This is a genomic window from Pseudomonas sp. RGB (genome assembly GCF_007713445.1).
Classification (GTDB): Bacteria; Pseudomonadota; Gammaproteobacteria; order Pseudomonadales; family Pseudomonadaceae; genus Aquipseudomonas.
Window position 1 is genome coordinate 27,525 of sequence record NZ_VMSH01000009.1, and the last position, 26,236, is coordinate 53,760.

General features: G+C 61.6%; 24 protein-coding genes. 11 read left to right on the forward strand and 13 right to left on the reverse strand.

What is annotated here, in order from left to right:
• Positions 1 to 206: 206 nt before the first annotated feature.
• The 5 genes from FPT15_RS19160 (at position 207) to FPT15_RS19180 (ending at position 5,408) form a co-directional block, all read left to right on the forward strand.
• Entirely contained in the window at positions 207 to 689 is a 483-nt protein-coding gene (locus FPT15_RS19160) for a sigma-70 family RNA polymerase sigma factor (protein ID WP_145163719.1), read from the forward strand.
• Positions 690 to 808: 119 nt separating this feature from the next.
• Positions 809 to 2,146 carry a lysine N(6)-hydroxylase/L-ornithine N(5)-oxygenase family protein gene (locus tag FPT15_RS19165; protein ID WP_106578884.1) on the forward strand — a complete coding sequence of 446 codons (1,338 nt, stop codon included), beginning with the start codon at positions 809 to 811 and terminating at the stop codon, positions 2,144 to 2,146.
• An 81-nt stretch (positions 2,147 to 2,227) separates the two neighbouring features.
• Complete coding sequence (locus tag FPT15_RS19170) at positions 2,228 to 3,448, forward strand: putative DNA modification/repair radical SAM protein (RefSeq protein WP_106578883.1); 1,221 nt, start codon at positions 2,228 to 2,230, stop codon at positions 3,446 to 3,448.
• Entirely contained in the window at positions 3,445 to 4,278 is an 834-nt protein-coding gene (locus FPT15_RS19175) for a TIGR03915 family putative DNA repair protein (RefSeq protein ID WP_145163721.1), read from the forward strand. The genes FPT15_RS19170 and FPT15_RS19175 overlap by 4 nt, the downstream gene beginning before the upstream one ends.
• Positions 4,279 to 4,514: 236 nt before the next feature.
• Positions 4,515 to 5,408 (forward strand): GNAT family acetyltransferase, encoded by an 894-nt coding sequence (locus FPT15_RS19180; RefSeq protein ID WP_145163723.1) that lies wholly within the window; start codon positions 4,515 to 4,517, stop codon positions 5,406 to 5,408.
• A 137-nt stretch (positions 5,409 to 5,545) separates the two neighbouring features.
• Here the strand turns inward: FPT15_RS19180 and FPT15_RS19185 are convergent, their stop codons facing one another.
• From FPT15_RS19185 to FPT15_RS19205, 5 genes are all read right to left on the reverse strand, one after another.
• On the reverse strand, positions 5,546 to 6,565 hold the full coding sequence (locus FPT15_RS19185) for a branched-chain amino acid aminotransferase (protein ID WP_145163725.1): 1,020 nt from the start codon (positions 6,563 to 6,565) through the stop codon (positions 5,546 to 5,548).
• 225 nt (positions 6,566 to 6,790) lie between these two features.
• Complete coding sequence (gene lpdA / locus FPT15_RS19190; RefSeq protein WP_145163727.1) at positions 6,791 to 8,170, reverse strand: dihydrolipoyl dehydrogenase; 1,380 nt, start codon at positions 8,168 to 8,170, stop codon at positions 6,791 to 6,793.
• A gap of 3 nt (positions 8,171 to 8,173) precedes the next feature.
• Positions 8,174 to 9,445 carry a dihydrolipoamide acetyltransferase family protein gene (locus FPT15_RS19195; RefSeq protein WP_145163729.1) on the reverse strand — a complete coding sequence of 424 codons (1,272 nt, stop codon included), beginning with the start codon at positions 9,443 to 9,445 and terminating at the stop codon, positions 8,174 to 8,176.
• Positions 9,446 to 10,504: an alpha-ketoacid dehydrogenase subunit beta gene (locus FPT15_RS19200; RefSeq protein WP_016974130.1), complete on the reverse strand. Its 1,059-nt coding sequence runs from the start codon at positions 10,502 to 10,504 to the stop codon at positions 9,446 to 9,448. It abuts the gene before it with no gap.
• Between the two features lie 2 nt (positions 10,505 to 10,506).
• Positions 10,507 to 11,742, reverse strand: a complete 1,236-nt coding sequence (locus FPT15_RS19205; protein ID WP_145163731.1) for a 3-methyl-2-oxobutanoate dehydrogenase (2-methylpropanoyl-transferring) subunit alpha — start codon at positions 11,740 to 11,742, stop codon at positions 10,507 to 10,509.
• A 195-nt stretch (positions 11,743 to 11,937) separates the two neighbouring features.
• Between FPT15_RS19205 and bkdR the strand changes: the two genes are divergently transcribed.
• Entirely contained in the window at positions 11,938 to 12,426 is a 489-nt protein-coding gene (gene bkdR, locus FPT15_RS19210; protein ID WP_078743488.1) for a Bkd operon transcriptional regulator BkdR, read from the forward strand.
• Positions 12,427 to 12,553: 127 nt separating this feature from the next.
• Here bkdR and FPT15_RS19215 read toward each other — a convergent pair whose 3' ends face one another.
• Entirely contained in the window at positions 12,554 to 13,417 is an 864-nt protein-coding gene (locus tag FPT15_RS19215) for an MBL fold metallo-hydrolase (protein WP_145163732.1), read from the reverse strand.
• A 97-nt stretch (positions 13,418 to 13,514) separates the two neighbouring features.
• Between FPT15_RS19215 and FPT15_RS19220 the strand changes: the two genes are divergently transcribed.
• The 5 genes from FPT15_RS19220 (at position 13,515) to FPT15_RS19240 (ending at position 19,055) form a co-directional block, all read left to right on the forward strand.
• The gene (locus tag FPT15_RS19220; RefSeq protein ID WP_145163734.1) at positions 13,515 to 13,850 is read left to right on the forward strand and encodes a helix-turn-helix transcriptional regulator; all 336 of its coding nucleotides are present in this window, start codon (positions 13,515 to 13,517) and stop codon (positions 13,848 to 13,850) included.
• 50 nt (positions 13,851 to 13,900) lie between these two features.
• Entirely contained in the window at positions 13,901 to 15,145 is a 1,245-nt protein-coding gene (locus tag FPT15_RS19225; protein ID WP_145163736.1) for an FAD/NAD(P)-binding oxidoreductase, read from the forward strand.
• The gene (locus FPT15_RS19230; RefSeq protein WP_145163738.1) at positions 15,146 to 15,952 is read left to right on the forward strand and encodes a sulfite exporter TauE/SafE family protein; all 807 of its coding nucleotides are present in this window, start codon (positions 15,146 to 15,148) and stop codon (positions 15,950 to 15,952) included.
• Between the two features lie 314 nt (positions 15,953 to 16,266).
• Entirely contained in the window at positions 16,267 to 17,913 is a 1,647-nt protein-coding gene (locus FPT15_RS19235) for an MFS transporter (RefSeq protein WP_145163740.1), read from the forward strand.
• A complete protein-coding gene (locus tag FPT15_RS19240) occupies positions 17,910 to 19,055 on the forward strand; it encodes an HlyD family secretion protein (RefSeq protein ID WP_145163742.1) in 1,146 nt (381 codons plus the stop codon). Before FPT15_RS19235 ends, FPT15_RS19240 begins: the two co-directional genes overlap by 4 nt.
• Before the next feature lie 66 nt (positions 19,056 to 19,121).
• On the opposite strand, the gene FPT15_RS19245 is transcribed toward FPT15_RS19240, so the two are convergent.
• The 7 genes from FPT15_RS19245 to FPT15_RS19275 form a co-directional block, all read right to left on the reverse strand.
• Positions 19,122 to 20,027 (reverse strand): aldose 1-epimerase, encoded by a 906-nt coding sequence (locus FPT15_RS19245; RefSeq protein ID WP_178119723.1) that lies wholly within the window; start codon positions 20,025 to 20,027, stop codon positions 19,122 to 19,124.
• A gap of 96 nt (positions 20,028 to 20,123) precedes the next feature.
• Complete coding sequence (locus tag FPT15_RS19250) at positions 20,124 to 21,404, reverse strand: TRAP transporter large permease (RefSeq protein WP_145163744.1); 1,281 nt, start codon at positions 21,402 to 21,404, stop codon at positions 20,124 to 20,126.
• Position 21,405: 1 nt separating this feature from the next.
• Positions 21,406 to 21,933 (reverse strand): TRAP transporter small permease, encoded by a 528-nt coding sequence (locus tag FPT15_RS19255; protein ID WP_145163746.1) that lies wholly within the window; start codon positions 21,931 to 21,933, stop codon positions 21,406 to 21,408.
• Positions 21,934 to 21,999: 66 nt separating this feature from the next.
• On the reverse strand, positions 22,000 to 22,962 hold the full coding sequence (locus FPT15_RS19260; RefSeq protein ID WP_145163748.1) for a TRAP transporter substrate-binding protein: 963 nt from the start codon (positions 22,960 to 22,962) through the stop codon (positions 22,000 to 22,002).
• Between the two features lie 51 nt (positions 22,963 to 23,013).
• The gene (locus tag FPT15_RS19265; RefSeq protein ID WP_145163750.1) at positions 23,014 to 23,889 is read right to left on the reverse strand and encodes an SMP-30/gluconolactonase/LRE family protein; all 876 of its coding nucleotides are present in this window, start codon (positions 23,887 to 23,889) and stop codon (positions 23,014 to 23,016) included.
• A gap of 26 nt (positions 23,890 to 23,915) precedes the next feature.
• Positions 23,916 to 24,740 carry an NAD(P)-dependent oxidoreductase gene (locus FPT15_RS19270; RefSeq protein WP_145163752.1) on the reverse strand — a complete coding sequence of 275 codons (825 nt, stop codon included), beginning with the start codon at positions 24,738 to 24,740 and terminating at the stop codon, positions 23,916 to 23,918.
• Positions 24,741 to 24,937: 197 nt separating this feature from the next.
• Complete coding sequence (locus tag FPT15_RS19275) at positions 24,938 to 26,200, reverse strand: OprD family porin (RefSeq protein WP_145163754.1); 1,263 nt, start codon at positions 26,198 to 26,200, stop codon at positions 24,938 to 24,940.
• Between the last annotated feature and the right edge of the window lie 36 nt (positions 26,201 to 26,236).

The following is a 26,236-nucleotide window of genomic DNA, read 5'->3' on the forward strand; positions in this document are numbered from 1 at the left end:
TTATACGAGAAAATTGCTCGCAGATTTAGGCGTTTACATACACGGAAACAGCTCTATGGAATAAAAAACTCGCGCATTGATGCAAGACTTCTTTAAAAGTAGATGAGAATTATTATAAATTGCACGCACTCAAACTGCCATCATCTATGGCCTGTCTTCTTTAGTACTCAAGGATTTGATGCCGTCGCCCCTGACGGCCGGGAGTCATGGTGGAAAACTACTATCGCGAGCTGGTGTGTTTCCTCAACGCCAAGCTGGGCAACCGTCAGGTGGCCGAGGATGTGGTGCATGACGCTTATGTCCGAGTGCTGGAGCGCTCCAGTGACACGCCGATCGAACAACCGCGTGCGTTTTTGTATCGCACCGCGCTGAACCTGGTAATCGACGGTCATCGGCGTAACGCCTTGCGCCAGTCCGAACCCCTGGACGTGCTGGACACCGAAGAGCGTTTCGCCACCAGTTCGCCGCATGCCTGCCACGATCAGGACCAGCGCCTGGAAATGCTCGAGCGTGCCCTGGCCGAGCTGCCGGCCACGTGCCGCGACAGCTTCCTGCTGCGCAAACTCGACGGCCTGTCCCACCCGCAAATCGCCGAACGCCTGAGTATTTCCCGCAGCCTGGTGGAAAAACACATCGTCAACGCCATGAAGCATTGCCGGGTGCGCATGCGCGAGTGGGACGCGCACTGATCAATGATCAGTTAAATTTTATTTCACTGTCCTCGTTTCCTATCAACACATGACCTGTTGTGCAGGTCTTGAAGGTATTCCCGCCCCACCGCCAAGGGGCTTATCCAGAGGACACTGGAATGACACAGGCAATTGCTTCGCCCGCGGTTCACGACCTGATCGGTATCGGTTTCGGCCCTTCGAACCTGGCGTTGGCCATCGCCCTGCAGGAGCGCGAAAAAGCCCAGGGCAAACTGGACGTGCTGTTTCTCGACAAACAGGCCGATTACCGTTGGCACGGCAATACCCTGGTGACCCAGAGCGAACTGCAGATTTCGTTCCTCAAGGACCTGGTGACCTTGCGCAACCCCACCAGCCCCTATTCCTTCGTCAACTACCTCAAGGCCCACGACCGCCTGGTGGACTTCATCAACCTGGGCACTTTTTACCCGTGCCGCATGGAGTACAACGACTACCTGCGCTGGGTCGCGGGGCAGTTCCAGGCCCAGGCGCGCTACGGCGAGGAAGTGCTGGCCATCGAGCCGATCCTGCAACAGCAACACGTTGAAGCACTGCGCGTGATCTCCCGTGACGCGCTGGGCGAACAGCATGTGCGTACCACCCGTTCGGTGGTGGTCAGTGCCGGTGGCACGCCGCGTGTGCCTGAAGCGTTCAAGGCTCTCAAGGATGATGGCCGCGTTTTCCACCACTCCCAATACCTGGCACGCATGGCCCAGCAGCCGTGTGTTGAAGGCAAGGCGATGCGCATTGCGATCATCGGCGGCGGGCAAAGCGCGGCTGAAGCCTTTATCGACTTGAACGACAGTTTCCCGTCGGTGCAGGTCGACATGATCCTGCGCGGTTCGGCGCTCAAGCCCGCCGACGACAGCCCGTTCGTCAACGAAGTGTTCTCACCGGCGTTTACCGACCTGGTGTTCCAGCAGGTCGGCGCCGAGCGCGAACGCCTGGTGGCCGAGTACCAGAACACCAACTATTCGGTGGTTGACCTGGACCTGATCGAGCGCATCTACGGCATTTTCTATCGCCAGAAAGTCTCCGGTGTCGCCCGTCAGGCGTTCCGCACCATGACTGTGGTCGAGAAAGCCAGCGCCAGCCCGCTGGGCATCGAACTGTCCTTGCGCAACAACGCCAGCGGCGAAACCAGCGTCAGCCATTACGACGCGGTGATCCTGGCCACCGGTTACGAGCGCCAGATGCACCGCGAACTGCTCGCGCCGCTGGAAGCCTATATGGGCGACTTCGAGGTAGCGCGCGACTACCGCATCGTCACCGACGAGCGCTGCAAGGCCGGCATTTATATCCAGGGCTTCAGCCAGGCCAGCCATGGCTTGAGCGATACCTTGCTGTCGGTACTGCCGATTCGGGCGGATGAGATCGCGGCGTCGTTGTATGAAAACGATCGCCATCGGGGCAAAGCACGCTCGGTGCAGGACCTGCTTCTTGCAACTGCGAGCTGATCGAGCACAGTCCTACAGACGGCACTGGCGCCAAGGTTGAGCTACTGGTACTGTACAAAAAACCAGTACCGGTAGCTCTCCATGCAGTTGATCGAAAAACTCAGTATCCTCGCCGACGCCGCCAAGTACGACGCTTCCTGCGCCAGCAGTGGCGCGCCCAAGCGCAGTTCCGAGGGCAAGGCCGGGCTGGGTTCCACCGACGGCATGGGCATCTGCCACAGTTACACCCCGGACGGCCGGTGCGTGTCGTTGCTCAAGGTGTTGCTGACCAATTTCTGTCTTTACGACTGCCAATACTGCGTCAACCGCCGCTCCAGCGACGTGCCCCGTGCGCGTTTCAGCCCGGAGGAGGTGGTCACCCTGACCCTGGATTTCTACCGGCGCAATTGCGTCAGCGGGCTGTTTCTCAGTTCCGGCATTATTCGCTCGGCCGACTACACCATGGAGCAACTGGTCAGGGTCGCCAAGCTGTTGCGCGAAGAGCATGACTTTCGCGGCTATATCCACCTCAAGACCATTCCCGAAGCCGACCCTGCGCTGATCGCCGAGGCCGGGCGCTATGCCGATCGGCTCAGCGTGAACATCGAGTTGCCCACCGATGCCAGCCTGCAAACCCTGGCGCCGGAGAAGCAGATCGTCTCAATCAAGCAAGCCATGCAAACCATCTACACCGGTGAACAAACCGTGCTTAACGAGCCGCGCGCGCCGCGTTTCGCGCCGGCAGGGCAGAGCACGCAGATGATCGTCGGCGCCGATGACACCGACGACAGCACCATCCTGCACGGCGCCGAGGCGCTGTACGGCAACTTCAAGTTGCGTCGCGTCTATTATTCGGCGTTCAGCCCCATCCCCAACAGCCCGAAAAGCGTGCCCCTGGCCGCGCCGCCGCTGATGCGCGAGCACCGTTTGTATCAGGCAGATTTTCTGTTGCGCAGTTACGGTTTCAGCGCCAACGAGCTGTTTGAAGGCCCCGGTCACCTGGCGCTGGACATCGACCCCAAGCTGGCCTGGGCGCTGGAGCATCGCGAGGTGTTTCCGCTGGACTTGAATCGCGCCGAACCCACGTTGATTGCGCGCATCCCCGGCATCGGCTTGCGCACTACCCAGCGCCTGGTGGACCTGCGCCGCGAACGCAAGATCCGTTTTGAAGACCTGGCGCGCATGCGCTGCGTGCTGGCCAAGGCCAAGCCGTTTTTCATCACCAGCGACTACCACCCACAACAGGCCGACACCACCAGCGTGTTGCTGCGCGAGCAACTGCGCGACCGCCCGCAGCCTCAGCAAATGGGGTTGTGGGGATGATCAGCCTGGAATGCGACAACCTGTTCAGCACCTGGCGCGAACAGGCGCGCTGGCTGCTCAGCCATCAGGTCGACCCTAGTCAGGTGAGCTGGGGCGAGGCCGAGGTGGCGGACCTGTTCGCCACTGACGAGCCGATTCCTGAGCAGCTTGGGCCGTTCCAGGCGCGAATTCCCAAGGCGCTGTTGGCGTTGTTGGAATCGGCCGCCTGCTATCACGGCGATCAGCGTTGGAGCTTGCTCTACGAAGTGCTGTGGCGTGTCAGCCATGGCGACCGTACCGCCATGCTGGCCGGGGACAAGCTGGGCAGTGAGTTGCAACGGCGGATCAAGCAGGTCAGTCGCGAAGCTCACCACCTGCACGCATTTGTGCGGTTTATCGCGCTGCCCCCGGAGGCCGGGCCGCAGTTACCGGAGTACGTGGCCTGGCATGAGCCGGCCCATGACATATTGAAATCAGCCAGTCAGCACTTTATCGGGCGCATGGGCCGCCATCGCTGGATGATCGCCACGCCGCTGGATGGGGTGTATTACGACGGTCAGCAGTTGATTCATCAACGTGAATGCCCTGAAGCCTGGCAGCAACTGGCGCAAAAGGTCGAAGACCCTCACAGCGCCATGTGGCTGACTTACTACAGCCATATCTTCAACCCGGCGCGCTTGAACCCCAAGGTGATGGAAGGGCATTTGCCCAGTCGATTCTGGAAGAACCTGCCGGAGGGCAAGTTGATTCCGGGGTTGATCAGCGAGGCGCGGACGGGCAAGCAGCGCGATGGGCAGGCAAAGCTGATTGGGACCAAGCCGGGCAAGCGTATTTCCAGCGGGCACGGTTAAAAATGCGAGAGGGGGCTGGTTCCCGATAGCGGTGTGTCAGTCACCGAATGCATCGCCAGACACGCCCTTATCGGGAGCAAGCTCCCTCCCACTGTTGATTTCGTGGGCGCTGGCTTGCCGGCGATAGCCGTGTATCAGTGCCAACTGTACTAACAGATAGATCGCTATCGCAGGCAAGCCAGCTCCCACATTAGTATGGCGGTGCTAATGAAATCTGTTTTCAGCCAGGAGCAATCATGTCTACCGCCGTTCGTCTCGCCCAGGCAGCCGATGCCGAGGGGATCAGCCAGGTCATCCTGGCGGCCTTACACAGCAGCAATGCGCGGGATTACCCGGCGGATGTGATCGCTCGCGTGGCGAGCAATTTTACCCCTGACGCCGTGCTGGCCTTGCTCCAGCGGCGGGTTGTGCTGGTGGCGGTGCAGGGTCAGGTGATCGTCGCCACTGCGGCGCTGGATGCCAATGTGGTGCGCTCGGTATTCGTCAACCCGGCATTGCAGGGGCAGGGCATTGGCCGGTTGCTGATGATTGAGATCGAACTGCGTGCGCGAGAGGCCGGGGTGACGGTCTTGAGCGTGCCGTCTTCGCTGACCGCCGAGCCGTTCTACACCAAGATGGGTTTCCACACCGTGCGCGACGTCTACCACGGTAACGAGCGCACGCTGGTGATGGAGAAAGCATTGTTATCCCGCCACCCCATCGGGCCGTATCGCGACCGTCAGCACCGTGCGCAAGTGGTGGCTTTGTGGCAGCAGGCGTTCGGGTACGACACCGCGCACAACCTGCCGACGTTGGCGATTGATAAGAAGCTGGCGGTCAACGATGGGTTGTTTTTTGTGGCCACGGATAAAAAGGCTGTGATCGGCAGCATTCTGGCCGGTTACGACGGGCATCGTGGTTGGCTGTATTCGGTGGCGGTACACAGCGATTATCGCCGGCAGGGCCTGGGGGCTTCGTTGGTGCGGTATGCCGAACAGGCGCTGACTGCACTGGGGTGCATGAAGATCAATTTGCAGATTACGGGCGGCAATGATGCGGTGGTGGGGTTTTATGAGGCGCTGGGGTATGGGGTGGAGCCGAGGATCAGTATGGGCAAGAAGGTAGCCGTGAATATCCCGCCGCAATCCTGAAAACACCGTAACGCAAATGTGGGAGCGGGCTTGCCCGCGATGGCGGTCTATCAGTCAACTTGTTCAGTCACTGATGGACCACTATCGCAGGCAAGCCAGCTCCCACACGGGTTTTGTGGTGTTGCTGGCTTTTGGGCTTAGACCTTGACGATCCAGCCTTCTGGCGCTTCGACGTCGCCGGTTTGCACGCCGGTCAGCTCTTTGTAGAGCTGCTGGGTGATCGGGCCGACTTCGGTTTCGCTGTGGAACACGTGCAGCTTGCCGTTGTACTGGATGCCGCCGATCGGCGAGATCACGGCGGCTGTGCCGCAGGCACCGGCTTCCTTGAACTGATCCAGTTTGTCGATGAACACTTCGCCCTCAACCACTTTCAGGCCCAGGCGCGACTGGGCCAGCTCGATCAGCGACAGGCGGGTGATGCCTGGCAGCACCGAAGGCGACTTCGGCGTGATGAACTGGTTGTCGTGGGTAATCCCGAAGAAGTTGGCCGAGCCGACTTCTTCGATCTTCGAGTGGGTCATCGGGTCCAGGTAGATCGCATCGGCGAAACCGGATTTTTTCGCTTCGGCACCCGGCATCAGGCTGGCAGCGTAGTTGCCACCTACTTTGGCGGCGCCGGTGCCTTGTGGGGCGGCGCGGTCGAAAGTGGAGATTTGGAAGTTGTGCGGCACCAGGCCGCCTTTGAAGTAGGCACCGACCGGGATCGCGAAGACCGAGAAGATGAACTCCGGCGCGGTACGCACGCCGATGTTGTCACCGGTACCGATCACGAACGGGCGCAGGTACAGCGCGCCGCCGCTGCCGTACGGCGGGATGAACCGTTCGTTGGCCTTGACCACTTGTTTGCACGCTTCGATGAAGTCTTCGGTCGACACGTGCGGCATCAGCAAGCGTGCACAGCTGCGCTGCATGCGCGCGGCGTTCTGGTCAGGGCGGAACAGGTTGATCGAACCGTCCTTGCAACGATAGGCCTTGAGGCCTTCAAAGCATTGCTGGCCATAGTGCAGGGCGGTGGAGCCCTCGCTGATGTGCAGCACGTTGTCGTCGGTCAGGGTGCCTTCTTGCCATTCGCCGTTTTTCCAGACCTGGAGAAACCGCTTGTCGGTCTTGATGTAGTCAAAACCCAGCTTGTCCCAATTGATGCTTTCGTTACCCATGACACCCTCTATCTCTGGTCAACCGCCTGGTCGAAGGCAGGCTTGTCGGTTTTTTTCTGGATGGGCGCAACAATACTGCATTATTGGCCGGTGTGGGAGCAGGTGGGTGGGCCGTTCAGCATGTGTGTGGGCTGATCCACCGTTATCGCAGGCAAGCCAGCTCCCACATTTGGAATGCATTCCCCTGTGGGAGCCGGGCTTGCCCGCGATAGCCTCACCGCGGATTTACAGGTGCAGCGCGTGGCCCAAGGCTCTTAAAGCCGCCTCTTGTACAGCTTCGCCGAGCGTCGGGTGAGCATGGATGGTGCCGGCCACATCTTCCAGACGCGCGCCCATTTCCAGGCTCAGGCCGAAGGCGGTGGACAGCTCGGAGACGCCCACGCCAACCGCTTGCCAGCCCACAATCAGGTGGTTGTCACGCCGCGCGACCACACGCACAAAGCCGGTTTTCGACTCCAGCGTCATCGCCCGGCCATTGGCCGCAAACGGGAAGCTCGACACGATGCAGTCCAGGCCCGCGGCCTTAGCTTCGTCCGGGGTCTTGCCGACCACCACCAGTTCCGGGTCGGTAAAGCACACGGCCGGGATCGCCGCCGGGTTGAACTCGCGGGATTTACCGCTGATCAGTTCGGCCACCATCTCGCCCTGAGCCATGGCGCGGTGGGCCAGCATCGGCTCGCCGCTCAGGTCGCCGATCGCCCAGACATTGCGCATGCTGGTCTGGCAACGGCTGTCGATCCTGATTGCCGAACCGTTCATGTCCAGATTCAGCGCTTCAAGGTTCCAGCCCTGGGTATTGGGTTTGCGACCCACAGCCACCAGCACCTGATCGGTCTCCAGCGACAAGGTGTCGCCATTTGGATCGCGCACTTGCAGGCACTGGTTCTCAAAACCGGTGACGCTGTGCTTGAGGTACAGCTTCACGCCCAGTTGCTTGAGGGATTCGGCCACTGGCAATGTCAGCTCGGCGTCATAGGCAGGCAGGATATGTTCCTGCGCCTCGACCACACTGACCTCGGCGCCAAGCTTGCGGTAGGCAATGCCCAGCTCCAGACCGATATAGCCGCCACCCACCACAATCAGGCGCTTGGGCACATGCGTGGGCGCCAGGGCTTCGGTGGAGGAGATGATCGGCCCGCCAATCGGCAGCATCGGCAGGTTGACGCTTTTCGAGCCGGTGGCCAGCAGCAGGTGTTCGCAGTGGATACGCTGGTCACCGACGTCAATGGTCTTGCCATCGACCACCTTTGCCCAGCCGTGAATCACCTGCACTTTGTGCTTTTTCAGCAGCGCGGCGACGCCCGTGGTCAGGCGATCGACAATGCCGTCTTTCCATTCCACGCTCTTGCGAATATCCAGCGTCGGCACGTCGACTTCGATGCCCAACTGCGAACCCTGGCTGTGGTGCACGGTTTGCTGAAATTGCTCAGCCACGTGAATCAAGGCTTTGGACGGAATGCAGCCGATGTTCAGGCAAGTGCCGCCCAGCGCCTGGCCTTCGACAAGGATGGTCGGGATGCCCAACTGGCCAGCGCGAATCGCCGCCACGTAACCGCCAGGGCCGCCACCGATGATCAGCAGCGTGGTGTGTAATGTCTGGGACATGCCTTACTCCAAAAACAGGCTGGCGGGTTGTTCGAGCAGGCCGCGAATGGCCTGGATGAATTGCGCCGCGTCCATGCCGTCGACCACGCGGTGATCAAAGGAGCTGGAGAGGTTCATCATCTTGCGGATCACGATCTGGCCCTTGATCACCATCGGCCGCTCGACGATGCGGTTGACGCCGACGATGGCCACTTCCGGCAGGTTCAGCACCGGCGTGCTGACGATCCCGCCCAGCGCGCCCAGGCTGGTCAGGGTGATCGTCGAACCCGACAGCTCGTCACGACTGGCCTTGCCATTGCGCGCGGCGGTGGCCAAACGCGCGATTTCCTCGGCATTGCCCCACAGGCTGCGCGCTTCGGCGTGACGCACCACTGGCACCATCAGGCCGACGTCGCTCTGGGTGGCGACGCCCACATGCACCGCGCCAAGGCGGGTGATGACTTGGGCTTCGTCGTCATACCGCGCGTTGATCTGCGGAAAATCGCGCAACGCCACGACCATGGCGCGCACGATAAACGGCAACAGGGTCAGCTTGCCGCGCGTGGCACCGTGCTTCTCGTTGAGGTGCACGCGCAGCTCGTCGAGGGCGGTGACGTCGATTTCTTCCACGTAGCTGAAATGCGCGGCGCGCCGGGTGGCGTCTTGCATGCGCTGGGCAATCTTGCGGCGCATGCCGATCACCGGGATTTGTTCTTCGTCGGTGCGTTCGGCGTAGGGGTTGGCAACGGCTTTATTTTGCGCCGGACGCTGGAGCAAGAAAGCCTCCAAATCTTCGTGCAGAATCCGGCCCGCCGGACCAGAGCCCTGCACCAGGCGTAGCTGGATGCCAGCATCCAGAGCATGTTTGCGCACGGCAGGCGAGGCCAGTGGGCGTTCGTCAGCTTCACGGGCCACGTGTGCCTGAGCCGCAACCACGGGCGCGGGCTTGCTTGGCGCTGGCGCGGGTTTGGCGTCAGCAACCGGCGCTGGCGCAGGTGCAGGTGCAGCGTCAGCCGGTGCAGCCACCGCCGGTACATCCTTGGCGTTACCCGCGCCTTCCACTTCAATGCTGATCAAAATACTGCCCACGGCCATGACTTCACCCGGCTCGCCGCCGAGGGAAATCACCTTGCCGTGCACCGGCGAGGGAATGTCCACCATCGCCTTATCGGTCATCACATCCGCCAGCACCTGGTCTTCAACCACCAAGTCTCCGACCTTTACGTGCCATACCGACAGTTCAACTTCTGCGATGCCTTCGCCGATGTCCGGCATCTTGATAACGTGCGTGCCCATTCAGACCTCCATGACCCGTTTCAATGCCGCGCCCACGCGGGACGGCCCTGGGAAATACGCCCACTCTTGCGCGTGCGGGTAGGGGGTGTCCCAGCCGGTGACGCGTTCGATCGGCGCTTCCAGGTGATGGAAGCAATGCTCTTGCACCAGCGACACCAGCTCGGCACCAAAACCGCAGGTGCGGGTGGCTTCGTGCACCACCACGCAACGGCCGGTTTTTTTCACCGACTTGACGATGGTTTCCAAATCCAGCGGCCACAGGCTGCGCAGGTCGATAACTTCAGCATCGATGCCGGTTTCTTCGGCGGCCACTTGCGACACATACACGGTGGTGCCGTAGGTCAGCACGGTGACGGCCGAGCCCGGCCGCACGATGGCGGCCACGTCCAGTGGTACGGTGTAGTAACCGTCCGGAACTTGCGCTTGCGGGTGTTTCGACCACGGCGTTACCGGACGGTCGTGGTGGCCGTCGAACGGGCCGTTGTACAGGCGTTTGGGCTCAAGGAAGATCACCGGGTCGTCGTTTTCGATTGAGGCAATCAGCAGGCCTTTGGCGTCATACGGGTTGGACGGCATCACCGTGCGCAGGCCGCAGACCTGGGTGAACACCGCTTCGATACTCTGGCTGTGGGTCTGGCCGCCGTAGATGCCGCCGCCGCAGGGCATGCGCATGGTCAGCGGCGCAGTGAACTGCCCGGCCGAGCGATAACGCAGGCGTGCAGCTTCGGAGATGATCTGGTCGGTCGCGGGGTAGACGTAATCGGCGAACTGGATTTCTGCCACCGGGCGCAGCCCGTAGGCCCCCATGCCCACCGCCACACCGACGATGCCGCTTTCGGAGATCGGCGCGTCGAATACCCGCGAGCTGCCGTACTTGTTCTGCAAGCCTTCGGTGCAACGGAACACGCCGCCGAAGTAACCGACGTCCTGGCCGAATACCACCACGTTATCGTCACGCTCAAGCATCACATCCATGGCCGAGCGCAAGGCCTGGATCATGGTCATGGTGGTGGTGGTCATGGCGGTTTCCACTTCGATACTGTTGTTGTGATCGTTCATGGTCAGATCCCCAACTCTTGACGCTGGCGCTTCAAGTGCTCCGGCATCTCTTTATAAACGTCTTCGAACATGGTCGCGGCGCTTGGAATCTGGCCACCGGCCAGGGTGCCGTACTGTTCGGCTTCTTTTTGCGCCTTGATCACTTCGGCCTCAAGTTCGGCACTGACCGCCGCGTGTTCCTCTTCGGACCACTGGCCAATCTTGATCAAGTGCTGTTTGAGGCGGGCAATCGGGTCGCCCAGCGGGAAGTGGCTCCAGTCGTCGGCGGGACGGTATTTGGACGGATCATCCGAGGTCGAGTGCGGGCCGGCGCGGTAGGTGACCCACTCGATCAGCGTTGGCCCCAGGTTGCGGCGAGCACGCTCGGCCGCCCAGGCGGAGGCGGCGTACACCGCGATAAAGTCGTTGCCGTCCACGCGCAGGGAGGCGATACCGCAACCGACGCCGCGTCCGGCGAAGGTGGTGGCTTCACCGCCGGCGATGGCCTGGAAGGTGGAGATGGCCCACTGGTTGTTGACCACGTTGAGAATCACCGGCGCACGGTAGACGTGGGCAAAGGTGAGGGCGGTGTGGAAGTCGGATTCGGCGGTGGCGCCGTCGCCGATCCAGGCCGAGGCAATTTTGGTGTCACCCTTGATCGCCGAGGCCATGCCCCAGCCCACACCTTGTACGAATTGGGTGGCGAGGTTGCCGGAAATAGTAAAGAAGCCAGCGTCCTTGACCGAATACATGATGGGCAACTGACGGCCCTTGAGCGGGTCGCGCTCGTTGGACAGCAGTTGGCAGATCAGGTCCACCAGCGGCACTTCGCGCGCCATCAGGATGCTTTGCTGGCGATAGGTGGGGAAGCACATGTCGTCGATGTTCAAGGCCAGGGCCTGAGCGCTGCCGATGGCTTCTTCGCCAAGGCTTTGCATGTAGAACGACATTTTTTTCTGGCGCTGGGCGACCACCATGCGGTTGTCGAAGATCCGCGTCTTGAGCATGGCGCGCATGCCTCTGCGCAGGATCTCGACGGGAATGCCTTCGGCCCACGGGCCAAGGGCCTGGCCCTGGTCGTCGAGTACGCGAATCAGGCCCTTGGCCAGGTCGGCGGTGTCGGCGGGTTCTACGTCGATGGCGGGTTTGCGCACCAGGCCGGCGTCGGTCAGACGCAGGTAGGTAAAGTCGGTCTTGCAGCCTGGGCGGCCCGAGGGTTCGGGCACGTGCAGGCGCAGTGGTTCGTACTGCTGGGTCATGGCTTTCTACGCTCTATCTTGTGAATTTCTTGTAGTGGGCGCGCTAGCTGACAGTCCGTCTCCGGGTAGGAGAAATCTTGTCCTACAACAATCATAGGCGTGGCGTAGAAGAATATTTATCTCTGTTTCGTTGCGCTCGCGATCATTTGCGGATAAAAAAACTGCATAAACATAATAAACAGGTGATTTTGTCTCATGCGCAAACTGGACCGTACCGATATCGGCATTCTCAACGCCCTGCAGGAGAACGCGCGCATCACGAACGCCGACCTGGCCCGCTCGGTCAACCTTTCACCCACACCGTGTTTCAACCGGGTCAAGGCGATGGAAGAGTTGGGCCTGATTCGCGATCAGGTCACGCTGCTGGATGCCGATTTGCTCGGGCTGCACGTCAACGTGTTTATTCATGTGAGCCTGGAAAAGCAGAACGAGCTGGCGTTGCAGCAGTTCGAAGGCGCGATCTCGGACCGCCCGGAAGTGATGGAGTGTTACCTGATGGCCGGCGACCCGGACTACCTGATCCGCGTGCTGGTGCCGACGATCCAGTCGCTGGAGCGCTTCATGATGGACTTTCTGACCAAAGTGCCCGGCGTCGCGAATATCCGCTCCAGCTTTGCGCTCAAGCAAGTGCGCTACAAGACCGCGCTGCCTTTACCCGCCAATGGCATCAACCTCGGCACATGACCTCAGCCGCGCCGCTGTAAAAATGTGGGAGCTGGCTTGCCTGCGATAGCGGTGGGTCAGCTGACAAATGGGTGTCAGCAATACCGCCATCGCAGGCAAGCCAGCTCCCACAGGGGGTTCGGCGTCCTTACAGTTGGTTGAGTGGGATCTTCAGATAAACCACCCCATTCTCTTCGGCCGGCGGCATATGCCCCGCCCGCACATTCACCTGGATCGCCGGCAGCAACAACGTCGGCATGCCCAATCCCGCATCACGCTGGGTGCGCATCGCTACAAACGCCGCTTCATCCACGCCGTCATGCACATGAATATTCCCCGCGCGCTGCTCGGCCACCGTAGTCAGGCATTTCGCCTGCCGCCCCTCAGGCGGGTAGTCATGACAGACGTACAACTGGGTTTCAGGTGCAAATGCCAAGAGCTTGCGCATCGACCGATACAACTGCCGCGCATCGCCACCCGGGAAATCGCAGCGTGCCGTGCCCACATCGGGCATGAACAGCGTGTCACCCACCAGAATCAAGCGGTCGTCGATCAAGTAGGCCATGTCCGCCGGGGTATGCCCGGGCACATGCAGCGCCTGCGCTTTCAGGTTGCCGATATGAAAGACCTCATCCGGCGCAAACAAATGGTCGAACTGCGAGCCATCGACGCGAAATTCCGGCTCCAGGTTGAACAGGTTCTTGAACACGTCCTGGACCTTGCTGATCGACTGACCAATGGCGATCTTGCCGCCCAGCGTACGGCGCAGGTACGGCGCGGCGGACAGGTGATCGGCATGCGCATGGGTTTCCAGCAGCCATTGCACCTGCAGGCCGTGCTCACGCACAAACGCGATGACTTTGTCGGCCTGGGTCGTGTCGGTACGCCCGGAGGCCGGGTCGTAATTGAGCACCGAGTCGACGATGGCACATGGGCCGCCGTCCGCTTCATAGATGACGTAGGTGAAGGTCGACGATGCCTCGTCCAGAAAAGCGTGAATCAACGCTGGCATGGCGGCTGTCCCTGTTGAGGAAGAAAAAAGTCGTTACAATCAGTTTACGTTTACACATAATGTTTTGAGCTTAAGTGACGTAAAGGACCCGAAGCAAATGGAATCTACTCTGAGTGAGGGCGAAGTCGCCCAGTTGCGCGCATCGGCGTCCAAGGCCTGCTCCTTGCTCAAGGCGTTGGCCAACGAGGACCGTTTGTTGATCCTGTGCCAATTGACCCAGGGCGAGCGCAACGTGGGTGAACTGGAAGCGCTGACCGGCGTGCGCCAGCCCACGCTGTCTCAACAATTGGGCATCCTGCGTGACGAAGGGTTGGTCGCCACCCGTCGGGACGGCAAATACATTTTCTACGGGCTGGCCAGCCATGAAGTGATTCAAGTGATGAAAACCCTGTCCGGGCTGTACTGCGGCGCGGTCATGAAAAGCTGGGCGTGACGCCATCCGGCAGCGACCCTTGTGTGCATGTAAAAGAAAGGCGATTGACCATGAATGACCAACACTGTGGCCCTACCATCAGTGGCGATATCGTAGTCATCGGCGGCGGTTCGGCGGGCATCGGCCTGCTGGCCAGCCTGCTCAAACGTGACCCGCACCTGAACATCACCCTGATCGAACCGAGCGAATTTCACTGCTACCAGCCGGCCTGGACCCTGGTGGGCGGCGGCGCCTACGACGTCAAAAAGACCCGGCGCCCACTCGCCGACGTACTGCCCAATGGCGTCACCTGGGTGCAGGCCGCGGTCACCGAACTGCTGCCCGAGGCGCAGACCCTGATGCTCGACAGCGGCCAGCGCGTCACCTGGAACAACCTGATCGTGTGCCCCGGCCTGCGCCTGGCCTGGGAAAAGGTCGAAGGCCTGCAAGACACCTTGGGCCAAAACGGCGTGACCTCCAATTACAGCTACGAGCACGCCGCCTACACCTGGCAGCTGGTGCAACAGCTCAAGGGCGGCAAGGCGATCTTTACCCAGCCGGCCATGCCGATCAAATGCGCAGGGGCGCCGCAAAAGGCGATGTACCTGTCCTGCGATCACTGGCTTAAACAAGGCCACCTGAAAAACATCGACGTCGAATTCGATCTCGCGGGCGCCGCGCTGTTTGGCGTCGCGACCTTTGTGCCGCCGTTGATGAAGTACGTCGAAAAATACCAGGCACGCCTGGCGTTCAATTCCAACCTGGTCAAGGTCGATGGTCCGGCACGCAAGGCCTGGTTTGAGGTAAAAGACGCGGCGGGCACGGTCACGGTTGAAGAGAAATCCTTCGACCTGCTGCACGTGGTCCCGCCGCAAGTCTCCCCGGACTTTATCCGCCAAAGCCCGCTGGCCGACGCCGGCGGCTGGTGTGAAGTGAACCCCCACAGCCTGCAACACCTGCGTTACCCACACGTCTTTGGCCTGGGCGATGTGTGCGGCACCACCAATGCCAAGACCGCCGCCGCTGTGCGCAAGCAGATCGTGGTGGTCGCTGAAAACCTGCTGGCCCTGCGCAAACAGGCGCCGCTGCCGCTGAAATACGACGGCTACGGCTCCTGCCCGCTGACGGTGGAGAAGGGCAAGGTGGTGCTGGCCGAGTTCGGCTACGGCGGCAAACTGCTGCCGACCTTCCCACTGGACCCGACCCAGGCACGCCGTTCGATGTGGTTTCTCAAGGCCACGCTGCTGCCGTGGTTCTACTGGAACGGCATGCTCAAGGGCCGCGAGTGGCTGACCCGTCTGAGCAAGGTGGACTGAATGCTGCTGGCAAGTGTTTTAGGCCTGTTGATGGGCCTGGTCATGGGCCTCACGGGCGCGGGCGGCGGCATCCTTGGGGTGCCGGCGCTGGTATTGGGGTTGGGCTTGACGATGACCCAGGCGGCGCCGGTGTCATTGCTCGCGGTGGGCGCGGCGGCGGCGGTCGGCGCAATCGACGGCTTGCGCCATGGTCTGGTGCGTTACCGCGCGGCCTTATTGATCGCGTTGCTCGGCGCAGTGTTTTCGCCCTTGGGTGTATTTTTCGCCCATCAACTGCCGGAGTCCGTGCTGATGGGGCTGTTCAGCGCATTGATGGTGCTGGTCGCCTGGCGCATGTTGCAGCGCGAAAAGGTCGAGGCCGGGCCAAGTGACCATGGCGCCGCATCGTGGGGCCAGAAGAACTGCATGCTTGATCAGCAGACCGGGCGCTTGGCCTGGACGGCCAAGTGCAGCGCCACGTTGGCCGCGCTGGGTGCGGTGACCGGTGCCGTGTCGGGTTTGCTTGGCGTGGGTGGCGGCTTTCTGATCGTGCCGGCGTTCAAGCAGCTCACCGATGTGCAAATGCGCGGCATCGTCGCCACCTCCTTGATGGTGATCAGCCTGATCTCGCTGATTGGCGTCGCGGGTGCGTTTCATGCCGGGGTGAGTATCGAGCCTGTGGGCTGGGTGTTTATCGGCGCGAGCATCGTCGGCATGCTGATTGGGCGGCGCCTGTGTTCGGTGATCAAGGCGCGCACCCTGCAAGTCGGCTTTGCCAGCCTGTGTGTGGTAGTGGCCGCCGGCATGCTGCTCAAGGCCGCGCACTGACCTGAAGTTGAAACTGTCCAGAGACGCCACGATCCTGCGTGGCGAGCGGGCTTGCCGCGCGTTGGGCTGCGCAGCAGCCCCAGAAAGTCACCCCAGTTCTCCGGAAAAATCGCGTCGTCAGCATCAAGGGCCGCTTCGCGCCCCTACGCGGGGCAAGCCCGCTCGCCACGACAAGCTGCTTCCCACCGTTTTGAGCGTGCCCGTTCAAGCGTTCAATTGCTGCCCTGACATGGCAAGATGCACGTCTCTCAGGTTTACTACTCCCTGAGTAATGGATTCACCGACCTTGCACGTCGGCTTATCAAGGCCACCGAATGGACAAATACACCCCCCACACCTGGCAGCCCCACGAGCGACCGAGCCTGCCCGGCTCGCCGTCGACGCCGCTGCACTCCACGCCCAAGCGTTGGCTGTTCGCGATGGTCGGCGTGCTGGTGGCAATCACTGGTGGGTTGGGCAACGCGCTGGTGATCGCCAACCTGCAATACCTGCAAGGCGCCTTGGGCGCGACCACCGCCGAAATGGCCTGGCTGCCCGCCGCCTATGTGATGACCAACGTGTGCATGAACCTGCTGCTGGTGAAGTTTCGCCAGCAGTTCGGCCTGCGCGCGTTTACCGAGGTGTTTCTGGTGCTGTATGCGCTGGTCACCTTTGGCCACTTGTTCGTCAACGACCTCAGCTCCGCCATCGCGGTGCGGGCGGCCCACGGTATGGTGGGCGCGGCGCTGAGTTCGCTGGGTTTGTACTACATGATCCAGGCGTTCCCGGCCAAGTGGCGCATGAAAGCCCTGGTGCTCGGCCTGGGCACCGCACAGCTGGCACTGCCGCTGGCGCGGTTGTTTTCTGAAGACCTGCTGCAAATTGCCGAGTGGCGCGGGCTGTACCTGTTCGAATTGGGCATGGCGCTGATCTGCCTGGGTTGCGTCTTCCTGCTCAAACTGCCGCCCGGTGATCGCTTCAAGACCTTTGAAAAACTCGACTTCCTCACCTTCGGCATCCTCGCCACCGGCGTGGCGCTGCTGTGCGCGGTGTTGTCGCTGGGGCGTATCGACTGGTGGCTGGAAGCCCCGTGGATCGGCGTGGCCTCGGCCTGTTCCCTGGTGTTGATCATGGCCGGCCTGGCCATCGAGCATAACCGCACCAACCCGTTGCTGATGACCCGTTGGCTGGGCAGTGGGGTGATGATTCGCCTGGCCCTGGCCGTGGTATTGATTCGCATGGTGTTGTCGGAGCAATCCACTGGCGCCGTGGGCTTCATGCAAATGTTGAACATGAGCTACCAGCAGATGCACACGCTGTACGTGGTGATGCTGGCCGGGGCGATTGCCGGGCTGGTGGTCAGTGCGCTGACGATCAACCCGGCGCACCTGTTGATGCCCTTGATCATCTCCCTGGCGCTGATGGCCACCGGCTCTGTGATGGACAGCTTCTCAAGCAACCTGACCCGTCCACAGAACCTGTATATCAGCCAGTTCCTGCTAGGCTTTGGCGGCACCTTCTTTCTGGGGCCGACCATGGTACTGGGCACGCGCAACGTGCTGACCAACCCGCGCAACCTGGTGAGTTTCTCGGTGATGTTCGGCATCTGCCAGAACCTTGGCGGCCTGATAGGCGCAGCATTGCTGGGCACGTTCCAGATCGTGCGCGAGAAGTATCACTCCAGCATGATCGTCGAACACCTGACCTTACTGGACCCGCGTGTGGCTGCGCGGGTGCAGAGCGGCGGTTCGGCGTATGGCGGTGTCATCGCCGACCCGCAATTGCGCAACCTGATGGGCATTCGCAGCCTGGCCACGGCGGCCACGCGTGAGGCGAATGTGATGGCCTACAACGATGTGTTCATGTTGATTGCGATCATCGCGATTCTCACCATGCTCTGGATCTTCATCCGCAGTCTGTGGCTGATGAGCACCACCAAGGCAGCAGCCCCTCCCGTTCAACCCAGCGGCGTTACTTCATGACCGAAACAACCACGACCACCACCAACGCCATCGCCTCCACCCCGGAAGGCACCGCTCCACCGGGAGCAACCGCAACTGAGCCACGCTCACTGCGGGTGCGCATCATCTCATCGTTGGGCTTTGCCGCGATTGCCATCGTCGGCGTGCTGATCGTGTTGTATGCCTGGCAATTGCCGCCCTTCAGCAGCGCCGTGGAGAGCACTGAAAACGCACTGGTGCGCGGCCAGGTGACGATTATCGGCCCGCAACTGAGCGGCTATGTGTATGAAGTGCCGGTGCAGGACTTCCAGTTCGTCAAGGCCGGCGACCTGCTGGTGCGCCTGGATGATCGCATCTACAAGCAGCGCCTCGACCAGGCGCTGGCGCAACTGGCGGTGCAGAAAGCCTCGTTGGCCAACGTGGTGCAGCAACGCAACAGCGCCGAAGCCACCATCAAGCTGCGCCAGGCCGCGCTGGTCGACAGCCAGGCCCAGGCGCGTAAAAGTACCGCTGACTTGCGCCGTAACGAGGAGCTGATCAGCGATGGCTCGGTCTCCAAGCGTGAACTGGACGTGACGCGCGCCGCCAATGCCCAGACTATCGCCGCCGTGGCCCAGGCCCAGGCCAGCCTGGAAATCGCCCGGCAGGACCTGCAAACCGTGATCGTCAACCGCGGTTCACTGGAGGCCGCCGTGGCCAGCGCCGACGCCGCAGTGGAGCTGGCGCGCATTGACCTGTCCAACACCCGCATCCTCGCGCCGCGTGACGGCCAGCTCGGGCAGATCGGCGTGCGCCTGGGCGCCTTCGTCAACTCCGGTGCGCAGTTGATGGCATTGGTGCCGCCCCAGCTGTGGGTGATCGCCAACATGAAAGAAACCCAAATGGACAATGTGCAGGTGGGCCAGCCGGTAACCTTCACGGTGGACGCGCTGAACCACCGCAAGTTTCACGGCACGGTGCAGCACATTTCCCCGGCGACCGGCTCGGAATTCAGCCTGTTGCAGGCGGACAACGCCACCGGCAACTTTGTGAAGATCGCCCAGCGCGTGCCGGTGCGGATCACCGTTGACCCGGATCAGGCCGAGAGCGAGCGCCTGCGGCCGGGGTTATCGGTGGTGGTGAGTATCGACACGGCGGGGCGCCTGAAAAACACTCCGCCCTGACACAGCACAGATCACCCTGTGGACGCGGGCGCGCTCGCAAAAGCGCAGTGCCAGAAAAGCGCGTGGTTACCGACCCACCGCTTTCGCGAGCAAGCCCGCGTCCCCATGGGCACTGTATGTGAGGGTGAAATCGAGTTGGGTCGACTGGCCTTGCTCCAATAACCTCAGCCCCGGCCTGCCGGGCAGGTGATGCGCATTCACCGGATGGCTCACCGGCTCAATGCAAAAGAATGCCAACCCCGGCGGGCAATACAGCAGGAAGTAATCCGCCCCGGTCGCCCGGCATTCCAGGGTATAGCCCAACGCCGGCTGCTCGATCCGGCAATGCCCGTCCCACTGGCAGAACCCATTGTCCACCAGGCCTTCGGGCAGGGTGTTCAATGTACTGAAATCCCAGGCCTGCGGCACCGGCGCCAATCCTGTGGGCAGCTTTGAGGCATCGCTCATCCACACCTGCCCAGCCTTGGCCTGCAACCGCGTGCCCGGCGTACGCGGCAAGTAAGGGTGCAACCCCAAGCCATGCCACGCCGCCTGTTCGGCCAGATGCGTCACGCGCAACCCAATGCTCAGCTCACCGTCGCGCAAGGCAAAGCGCTGTTCGGCGCGATAAGCGAATGGTGTGTCGCACCGCAGCGCCAGCACCACTTCATCCGCCGCCTGACTGACCACGTGCCACGCCTGTTGCCAGGCCGAGCCGTGAATCGGCAACGGATCGGTCAGGCTGTTGGCTGTGAGTGCCAGCCAGCCGTCGGGGTTATCGAAACCGCCTTGGGCGATCCGGTTGGACCAGGGCGCCAACGGGTAGCACCCCAACTTGCCGGGTAAACCGGTATTTATCGCGTGCTCGTCACTGTGTCGCAACAACGGCTGCCCGGTGGCGCGCACCGTCCAATTGACGATGCTGCCACCCAGGGCCGGGGCCAGGGTGAGGTGGGTGAGTGGGTCGCTGAGCTCGATCAAGTCTGAAGGCATGGGTGTCCCGCCGCATGAATGAACCAACACAGAGGTGATTTGTGGACGCTGGCAAGCCTGCGCCCACAGTTGACCACCTCGGCCTCGGAGAAAGGGTTACAGCACCAGGCCCGGCAGCCACAGCGACAGCGCCGGGATGTAGGTGACAGCCATCAGCACCAGAAACAGCACGCCATAAAACGGCAGCAGGGCCTTCACGGTTTTCTCGATACTGACCTTGCCCACCGCCGCGCCTACAAACAGCACCGCGCCCACCGGCGGGGTAATCAGGCCGATGCCCAGGTTCACCAGCATGATCATGCCGAAGTGCACCGGGTCGACGCCGATGCCGAGAATCACCGGCAGCAGGATGGGCGTGAGGATGAGGATCAGCGGCGCCATGTCCATCACGGTGCCGAGCAACAACAGCATCATGTTGATGCACATCAGGATCACGTAGCGGTTGTCCGACAGGGTCAGGAACATCGTGGTGATCTTCGCCGGGATCTGCATTAGGGTCATGATGTAGCCGAAGCTGGCGGCGAAGGCGATCAGGATCATCACGATGGAGATGGTGCGCACCGTGCGGTGCATCAGCTTGGGCAGCTCGCGCCATTTGTAGTCGCGGTAAATGAACATGGTCACGAAAAACGCCCACAGCACGGCAATCGCGGCGGACTCGGTGGCGGTGAAAATGCCCGAGAGGATGCCGCCAAGAATGATCACCATCGCCATCAGGCCCCACAGCGCGTCGGCGCAGATTTTCAGCGCCTGCTTCAGCGGGATGACTTCACCTTTGGGGTAGTCGCGTTTCTTCGCGAAGATCAGGCACAGCACCATCAGGCACGCGCTCATCAGCAGGCCCGGGACCACGCCGGCCATGAACAGCGAAGCGATCGACACCGTGCCGCCGGCCGCCAGGGAATAGAGCACCGAGTTGTGGCTGGGCGGGGTCAGCAGCGCCTGTACCGAGCCGCTGATGGTCACCGCCGTGGCGAACTCCCTGGGGTAGCCGCGCCGTTCCATTTCCGGAATCAGCACCGAGCCGACTGACGCGGTGTCTGCCACTGACGAGCCGGAAATGGCGCCGAAAAACGTCGAGGCCATGATGTTGACCAACGACAGGCCGCCGCGCACAAAACCCACCAGCACGCCGGCAAACGCCACCAGCCGGCGCGACATGCCGCCTTCGGCCATGATCGCCCCGGCGAGCACGAAGAACGGAATCGCCATCAGCGAAAACTTGTTCACTCCGCCTGCCACCTGAATCATCAAGGCTTGGAACGGAATGTCGATCCACCACGCGCCGATCAGCGCCGACAGCCCCAGGGCGTAAGCGACCGGCATGCCGATCAGGATCAACGCGATAAAGCTGCCCAACAGAATCAATGCGTCCATGTCAGGCAGCCCCTTCGCTTTCTTCAACCAGGTCAAAGCGCACCACGCGCCGGTGGCTCTGGTCGCCGAGCAGGAGTTTTTCCAGCACGAACACCAGGGTCAGCAAGCCGCCAATCGGGATCGGCATATAGGTGATGCCCACGCGCAGGGTGGGGATGGCGCTCATGAACTGGTTCCAGGTGGACAGGCACAGCTTGCTGCCCCAAATCGTCATGAACAGGCAGATGGTCGCCATCAACAGTTGCGAGACGATGCCGACGAGTTGGCGTTGGCGCGGCGGCAGGCGGTCGGTGATCATGGCCACCGACATATGCGCCCCGGCGCGGTAGCTGGCGGCGGCGCCGATAAAGGTAAACACCAGCATCAGCAGGATGGCGCTGGGCTCTGGCCAGCTTGCGCCTGTGCCGAGAATGTAGCGGGCGAAAATGCCCCAGGGGATGATCAGCGCGACGCCTAATACCGAGAGGCCGGCGACCCAGATGCAGGTCATGTAGAGGCGGTCGTTGAAGCGCAGCAGTCGATTCTTCATGGCGTTCACCGTAACCGGGCACGTCAGTGCGGACCGCGCCGGGCCTAGCTAAGAGGAGGAGGGGGCTTACTCGACGGCGTCGATGCGCTCGATGATGTCGGCGTAAGCTGCGCCGTACTTCGCGCGAACGGGCGCGGTGGCCTCATAGAAGGGCTTTTTGTCGACAGTGATGAACTCGACGCCGGCGGCCTTGAGCTTGGTTTCGCTGCTGGCGGACTTGGCGTCCCACAGCACGCGCTCATCGGCCTGGGCAACCTTGGCGGCGTTTTTCACCATGTCCTGTTGCGCGGGGGTGAGTTTGTTCCAGGTGATTTTCGACATCACGATGGGTTCGGGCAGGATCAGGTGTTCGGTGAGGGTGTAGAACTTGGCGTTCTGGAAGTGGTTGTGCTCCAGCAGGGTTGGCGGGTTGTTTTCCGCGCCGTCAATCACGCCGGTCTGCAATGCGCTGAAAATCTCGCCGGTGTCCATGGCAATGCCGTTGGCGCCCATTTCATTGAAGGCGTCGATAAACAGCGGGTTGCCTTGCACGCGAATCTTCATGCCCTTGAGGTCTGCGATCGAACGCACCGGTTTCTTGGTGTAGATATTGCGCGTGCCGCCGTCCATCCAGGCCAAGGCTACCAGGCCGAATTCGGAGTCGGTGATCTTGGCGAGGATCTCGTCGCCGATCGGGCCATCAATGACCTTGCGCATGTGCGCCTGGTCGCGGAACACGAACGGCAGGTTGAACACGTTCACGTCCGGCACCACCGGGCCGACGATGCCGAGGCTGACCCGGGTCATCTGGATCGCGCCGACCTGGGCCTGTTCGACGACTTCTTTTTCAGAGCCCAGAACACCGCCTGGGAAGTACTTGAAGGTCAGTTCGCCGTTGCTTTGCTTAGTCAGGGCTTTACCCATGTTCTCTTCAGCGACGACGGTGGGGTAGCCGGCGGGATGGATGTCGGCGAACTTGATTTCCAGCGCGTGGGCGGCGCTGCTGAGGGCAACGAGTGTGGCGGCGAGCAAGGTGCGTTTGAAGTCCATGGAATGTCACTCCTGTGTTGTTATTTTTGTATTCAAGGCACAGCAATGCAGCTAGAGGGTGAAGCGCGGTTCGGGCAGTCCCTGGACGCCGGGGTTGAGGGCGAATACGCCGCCGGACAGCGACTGTTCACTCTGGTCATCACGGATCGAGGTGACGAACAAGGTGTCCAGGCGGCTGCCGCCAAAGGCGCACATGGTGGGTTTTTTCACCGGCACGGTGAGGGAACGGTCCAGGCGACCGTCGGGGGTAAAGCGATGAATCAGCCCCGCGTCGTTGGCGCAGATCCAGTAGCAGCCGTCGGCGTCAACGGCCGCGCCGTCGGGGCGACCGAGAAACTGCTGCATGTCGACAAACACGCGACGATTGGAGGGCGTGCCGGTCTCGGTGTCGTAATCGAAGGCCCAGATCTGCTGCACCAGCGGGTGTGAGTCCGAGGCATACATCGTGCGGCCGTCCGGGCTGAATGCCAGGCCGTTGAGGGTGATAAACCCGTCCAGCTGGGCATGCGGCGCGGCACCGCAGGCGTAGCGGTAGAGCGTGCCCTGGGGCGCATTCAAGCCCATGTTCAACACCATGCTGCCGGCCCAGAAGCGACCCTGGCGGTCACAGCGGCCGTCGTTGAGGCGCATGTCGGGGCGCGGGTGCTCGACACTCGCCAGCGCGGTGGTGTCCAGGCTGCCGTCATTGTGTGGCGTGAGTTGGAAAAACCCGGTTTCCATGCCGGCGACCCAGTTGCCCGCCGTGGTGCGCGCAATGCAGGCGAGCATCTGCGGGGCTTTCCAGGCGGCACTGTGGCCGCTGGCAGCGCTCCAGCGCTGCAGGCCGCCGTTGGGGATGTCCACCCAGTACAGCGCGTTTTCCTCAGGCACCCACACCGGGCATTCGCCCACGGCATTGCGGGCGTCAACAATCAGTTCAGCAGTCATGGCAACTCATTCCCTTGGGTGTGCAGTCAGTCACCGAACGGCCCCGCCGCGCAGAAGGCGCCGCCCTGATAGACCTTGGCCGGGTCATCGGCGGCGACTGGTGGCTGGGTTTCGACTTGCGCGCGGAACACTTCGGAGCTGTCCTTGGGGGTGAAACCCAAGTGTGCGGCGTAGCGGTTGTCCCACCAGGTATCGAGGTTATCCGACATGCCGTAGACCACCGTGTGACCGACGTTCGGCGTGTACAGCGCGCGTTCGAGCAACTGAGTGAGGTCATCGAAGCTCAGCCAGGTGTGCATCATCCGGCGGTTTTGTGGTTCGGGGAACGAGGAGCCGATGCGGATGCTCACGGTCTCGATGCCGTAGCGGTCGAAGTAGAAGCTCGCCATGTCTTCGCCATAGGACTTGGACAAACCGTAGTAACTGTCCGGGCGGCGAGGCGAGCGGGCGTCGAGGGTTTCGCCTTGCTTGTAGAAGCCGATCACGTGGTTGGAGCTGGCGAAGATCACACGCTTCACGCCGTGGCGGCGAGCGGCTTCGTAGATGTGGAACACGCCGCTGATATTGGCGCCGAGGACTTCTTCGAACGAGCGCTCCACTGAAACGCCCCCGAAGTGCAGGATGGCGTCGACGCCTTCCACCAGGTGGTGCACGGCTTGTTTATCGGCAAGGTCGCAGGGCTGCACTTCCTCGGATGCGTCGGCCGCCGGCGCCATGTTGGCGATGTCCGACAGGCGCAGGACTTGGGCGTAAGGGCGCAGGCGTTCGCGCAAGACTTTGCCCAGGCCGCCGGCAGCACCGGTGAGCAACAGGCGGTTGAATGGAACAGGCGTGGTGGTAGAGGTGGTCATGAGGGTTCCATTGTTGTTGTAGGTTGTCGTATGACTTGCCGAAAGTATCGTTAGGTCGTCCCTGGCTTGTCAACGCCCTTGCTGACGAGTGCGATCAAACGTGGGAACTGGCTTGCCTGCGATAGCAGTCTGTCAGTTGACAGACGTTTTGCTGATACACCGCTATCGCAGGCAAGCCAGCTCCCACATTCATCGCCTTACAGCAGCGAAATCGGATAGCTGATAAAAATCCGATTCTCATCAAATTCATTGTTGCTGAAGTCCCGACGCAGGGTCGAGTTCCTCCACCGCACGTTCAAGTCCCTCAGCGCGCCGCTCTGCACGGTGTAGGCCAGTTCCGATTCGCGCCCCCATTCCTTGCCGTCGGTGATCGCCCCGGTGTGCACGTTACTGCCGCTGATATAGCGGTTCATCATGGTCAGCCCCGGAATGCCGAGCACCACAAAGTTGAAGTCATGGCGCACCTGCCAGGATTTTTCCTTGGCGTTATCGTAGCTGGCGTTGTAACTGTCGTTGGCGAGCGTGCCGCCGCTGGTGCCGTTGACCCGCATCCACAGGCTGTCACCGGTGAGCTTTTGCAGGCCGACATAAAACGTGTTGCCGTTGTAGCGCGCCGAGAGCAGGGCGGACACGGTCTTGTTGTCGAGGTCGCCGGCCAGGGCGCTGCCGTCTTCCTTGCCGGTGAAATAACCGAGGTTGGCGCCCAGGGTCCAGTTGCCTACCGGCTGGCTGTGAGTCAGGTTGAAATACTGTTGCTGGTAGATATCCGTCAGCTCGGCATACCAGACGCCCACCTGGGTGCGCTTGTCGTTGAAGCTGTACTCGCCGCCGCCAAAGTTGAAACGGTCGGAGGTGAACGCGGCCTTACCGTTCATGAACATGTCTTCCATGCTCGCGTCATTGCGGGGGCTGTTACCGCGAAACTGCCCGCCGTAGAGCGTCAAGCCGGCAATTTCATTGGACGTGACCTGACCGCCGCGAAAGGTCTGGGGCAGCGAGCGGCCGTCGTCCGAACGCAGGATCGGCAGCACCGGCATCCATTCGCCGACTTTCAGTTCGGTCTTCGACAGTTTGGTTTTCAGGGCCACGCCCAGACGGCCGAAATTGTCAGCCGGCCGGCCGTCGCTGTGGATCGGCAGCAACTGAGTGCCCCCCGTGCCTTTGCCGCCATCGAGCTTTTGCGAATACAGGCCCAGCACGTCGAGCCCAAAGCCCACGGTGCCCTGGGTGAATCCGGATTTGGCATCGAGGATGAAGTTTTGCGTCCACTCCTCGGCCTTGGCTTGCGGGTAAGTGGAGTTGGTGAAGTTGCGGTTGAAGTAGGCGTTGCGCAGGTTCAGCGAGGCTTTGGCGTCTTCGAGAAAACCATCGGCATGCGCGCTGAGGGGCAGTGTGAACGCCAGGCTGCCGAGACCGATAAGGCCGATACGCGAGGAGGAATTGCGGGCGAATTGACTCACAGAGAAGCTCCCTTTTTCTTTTGTTGTTTTTATTAT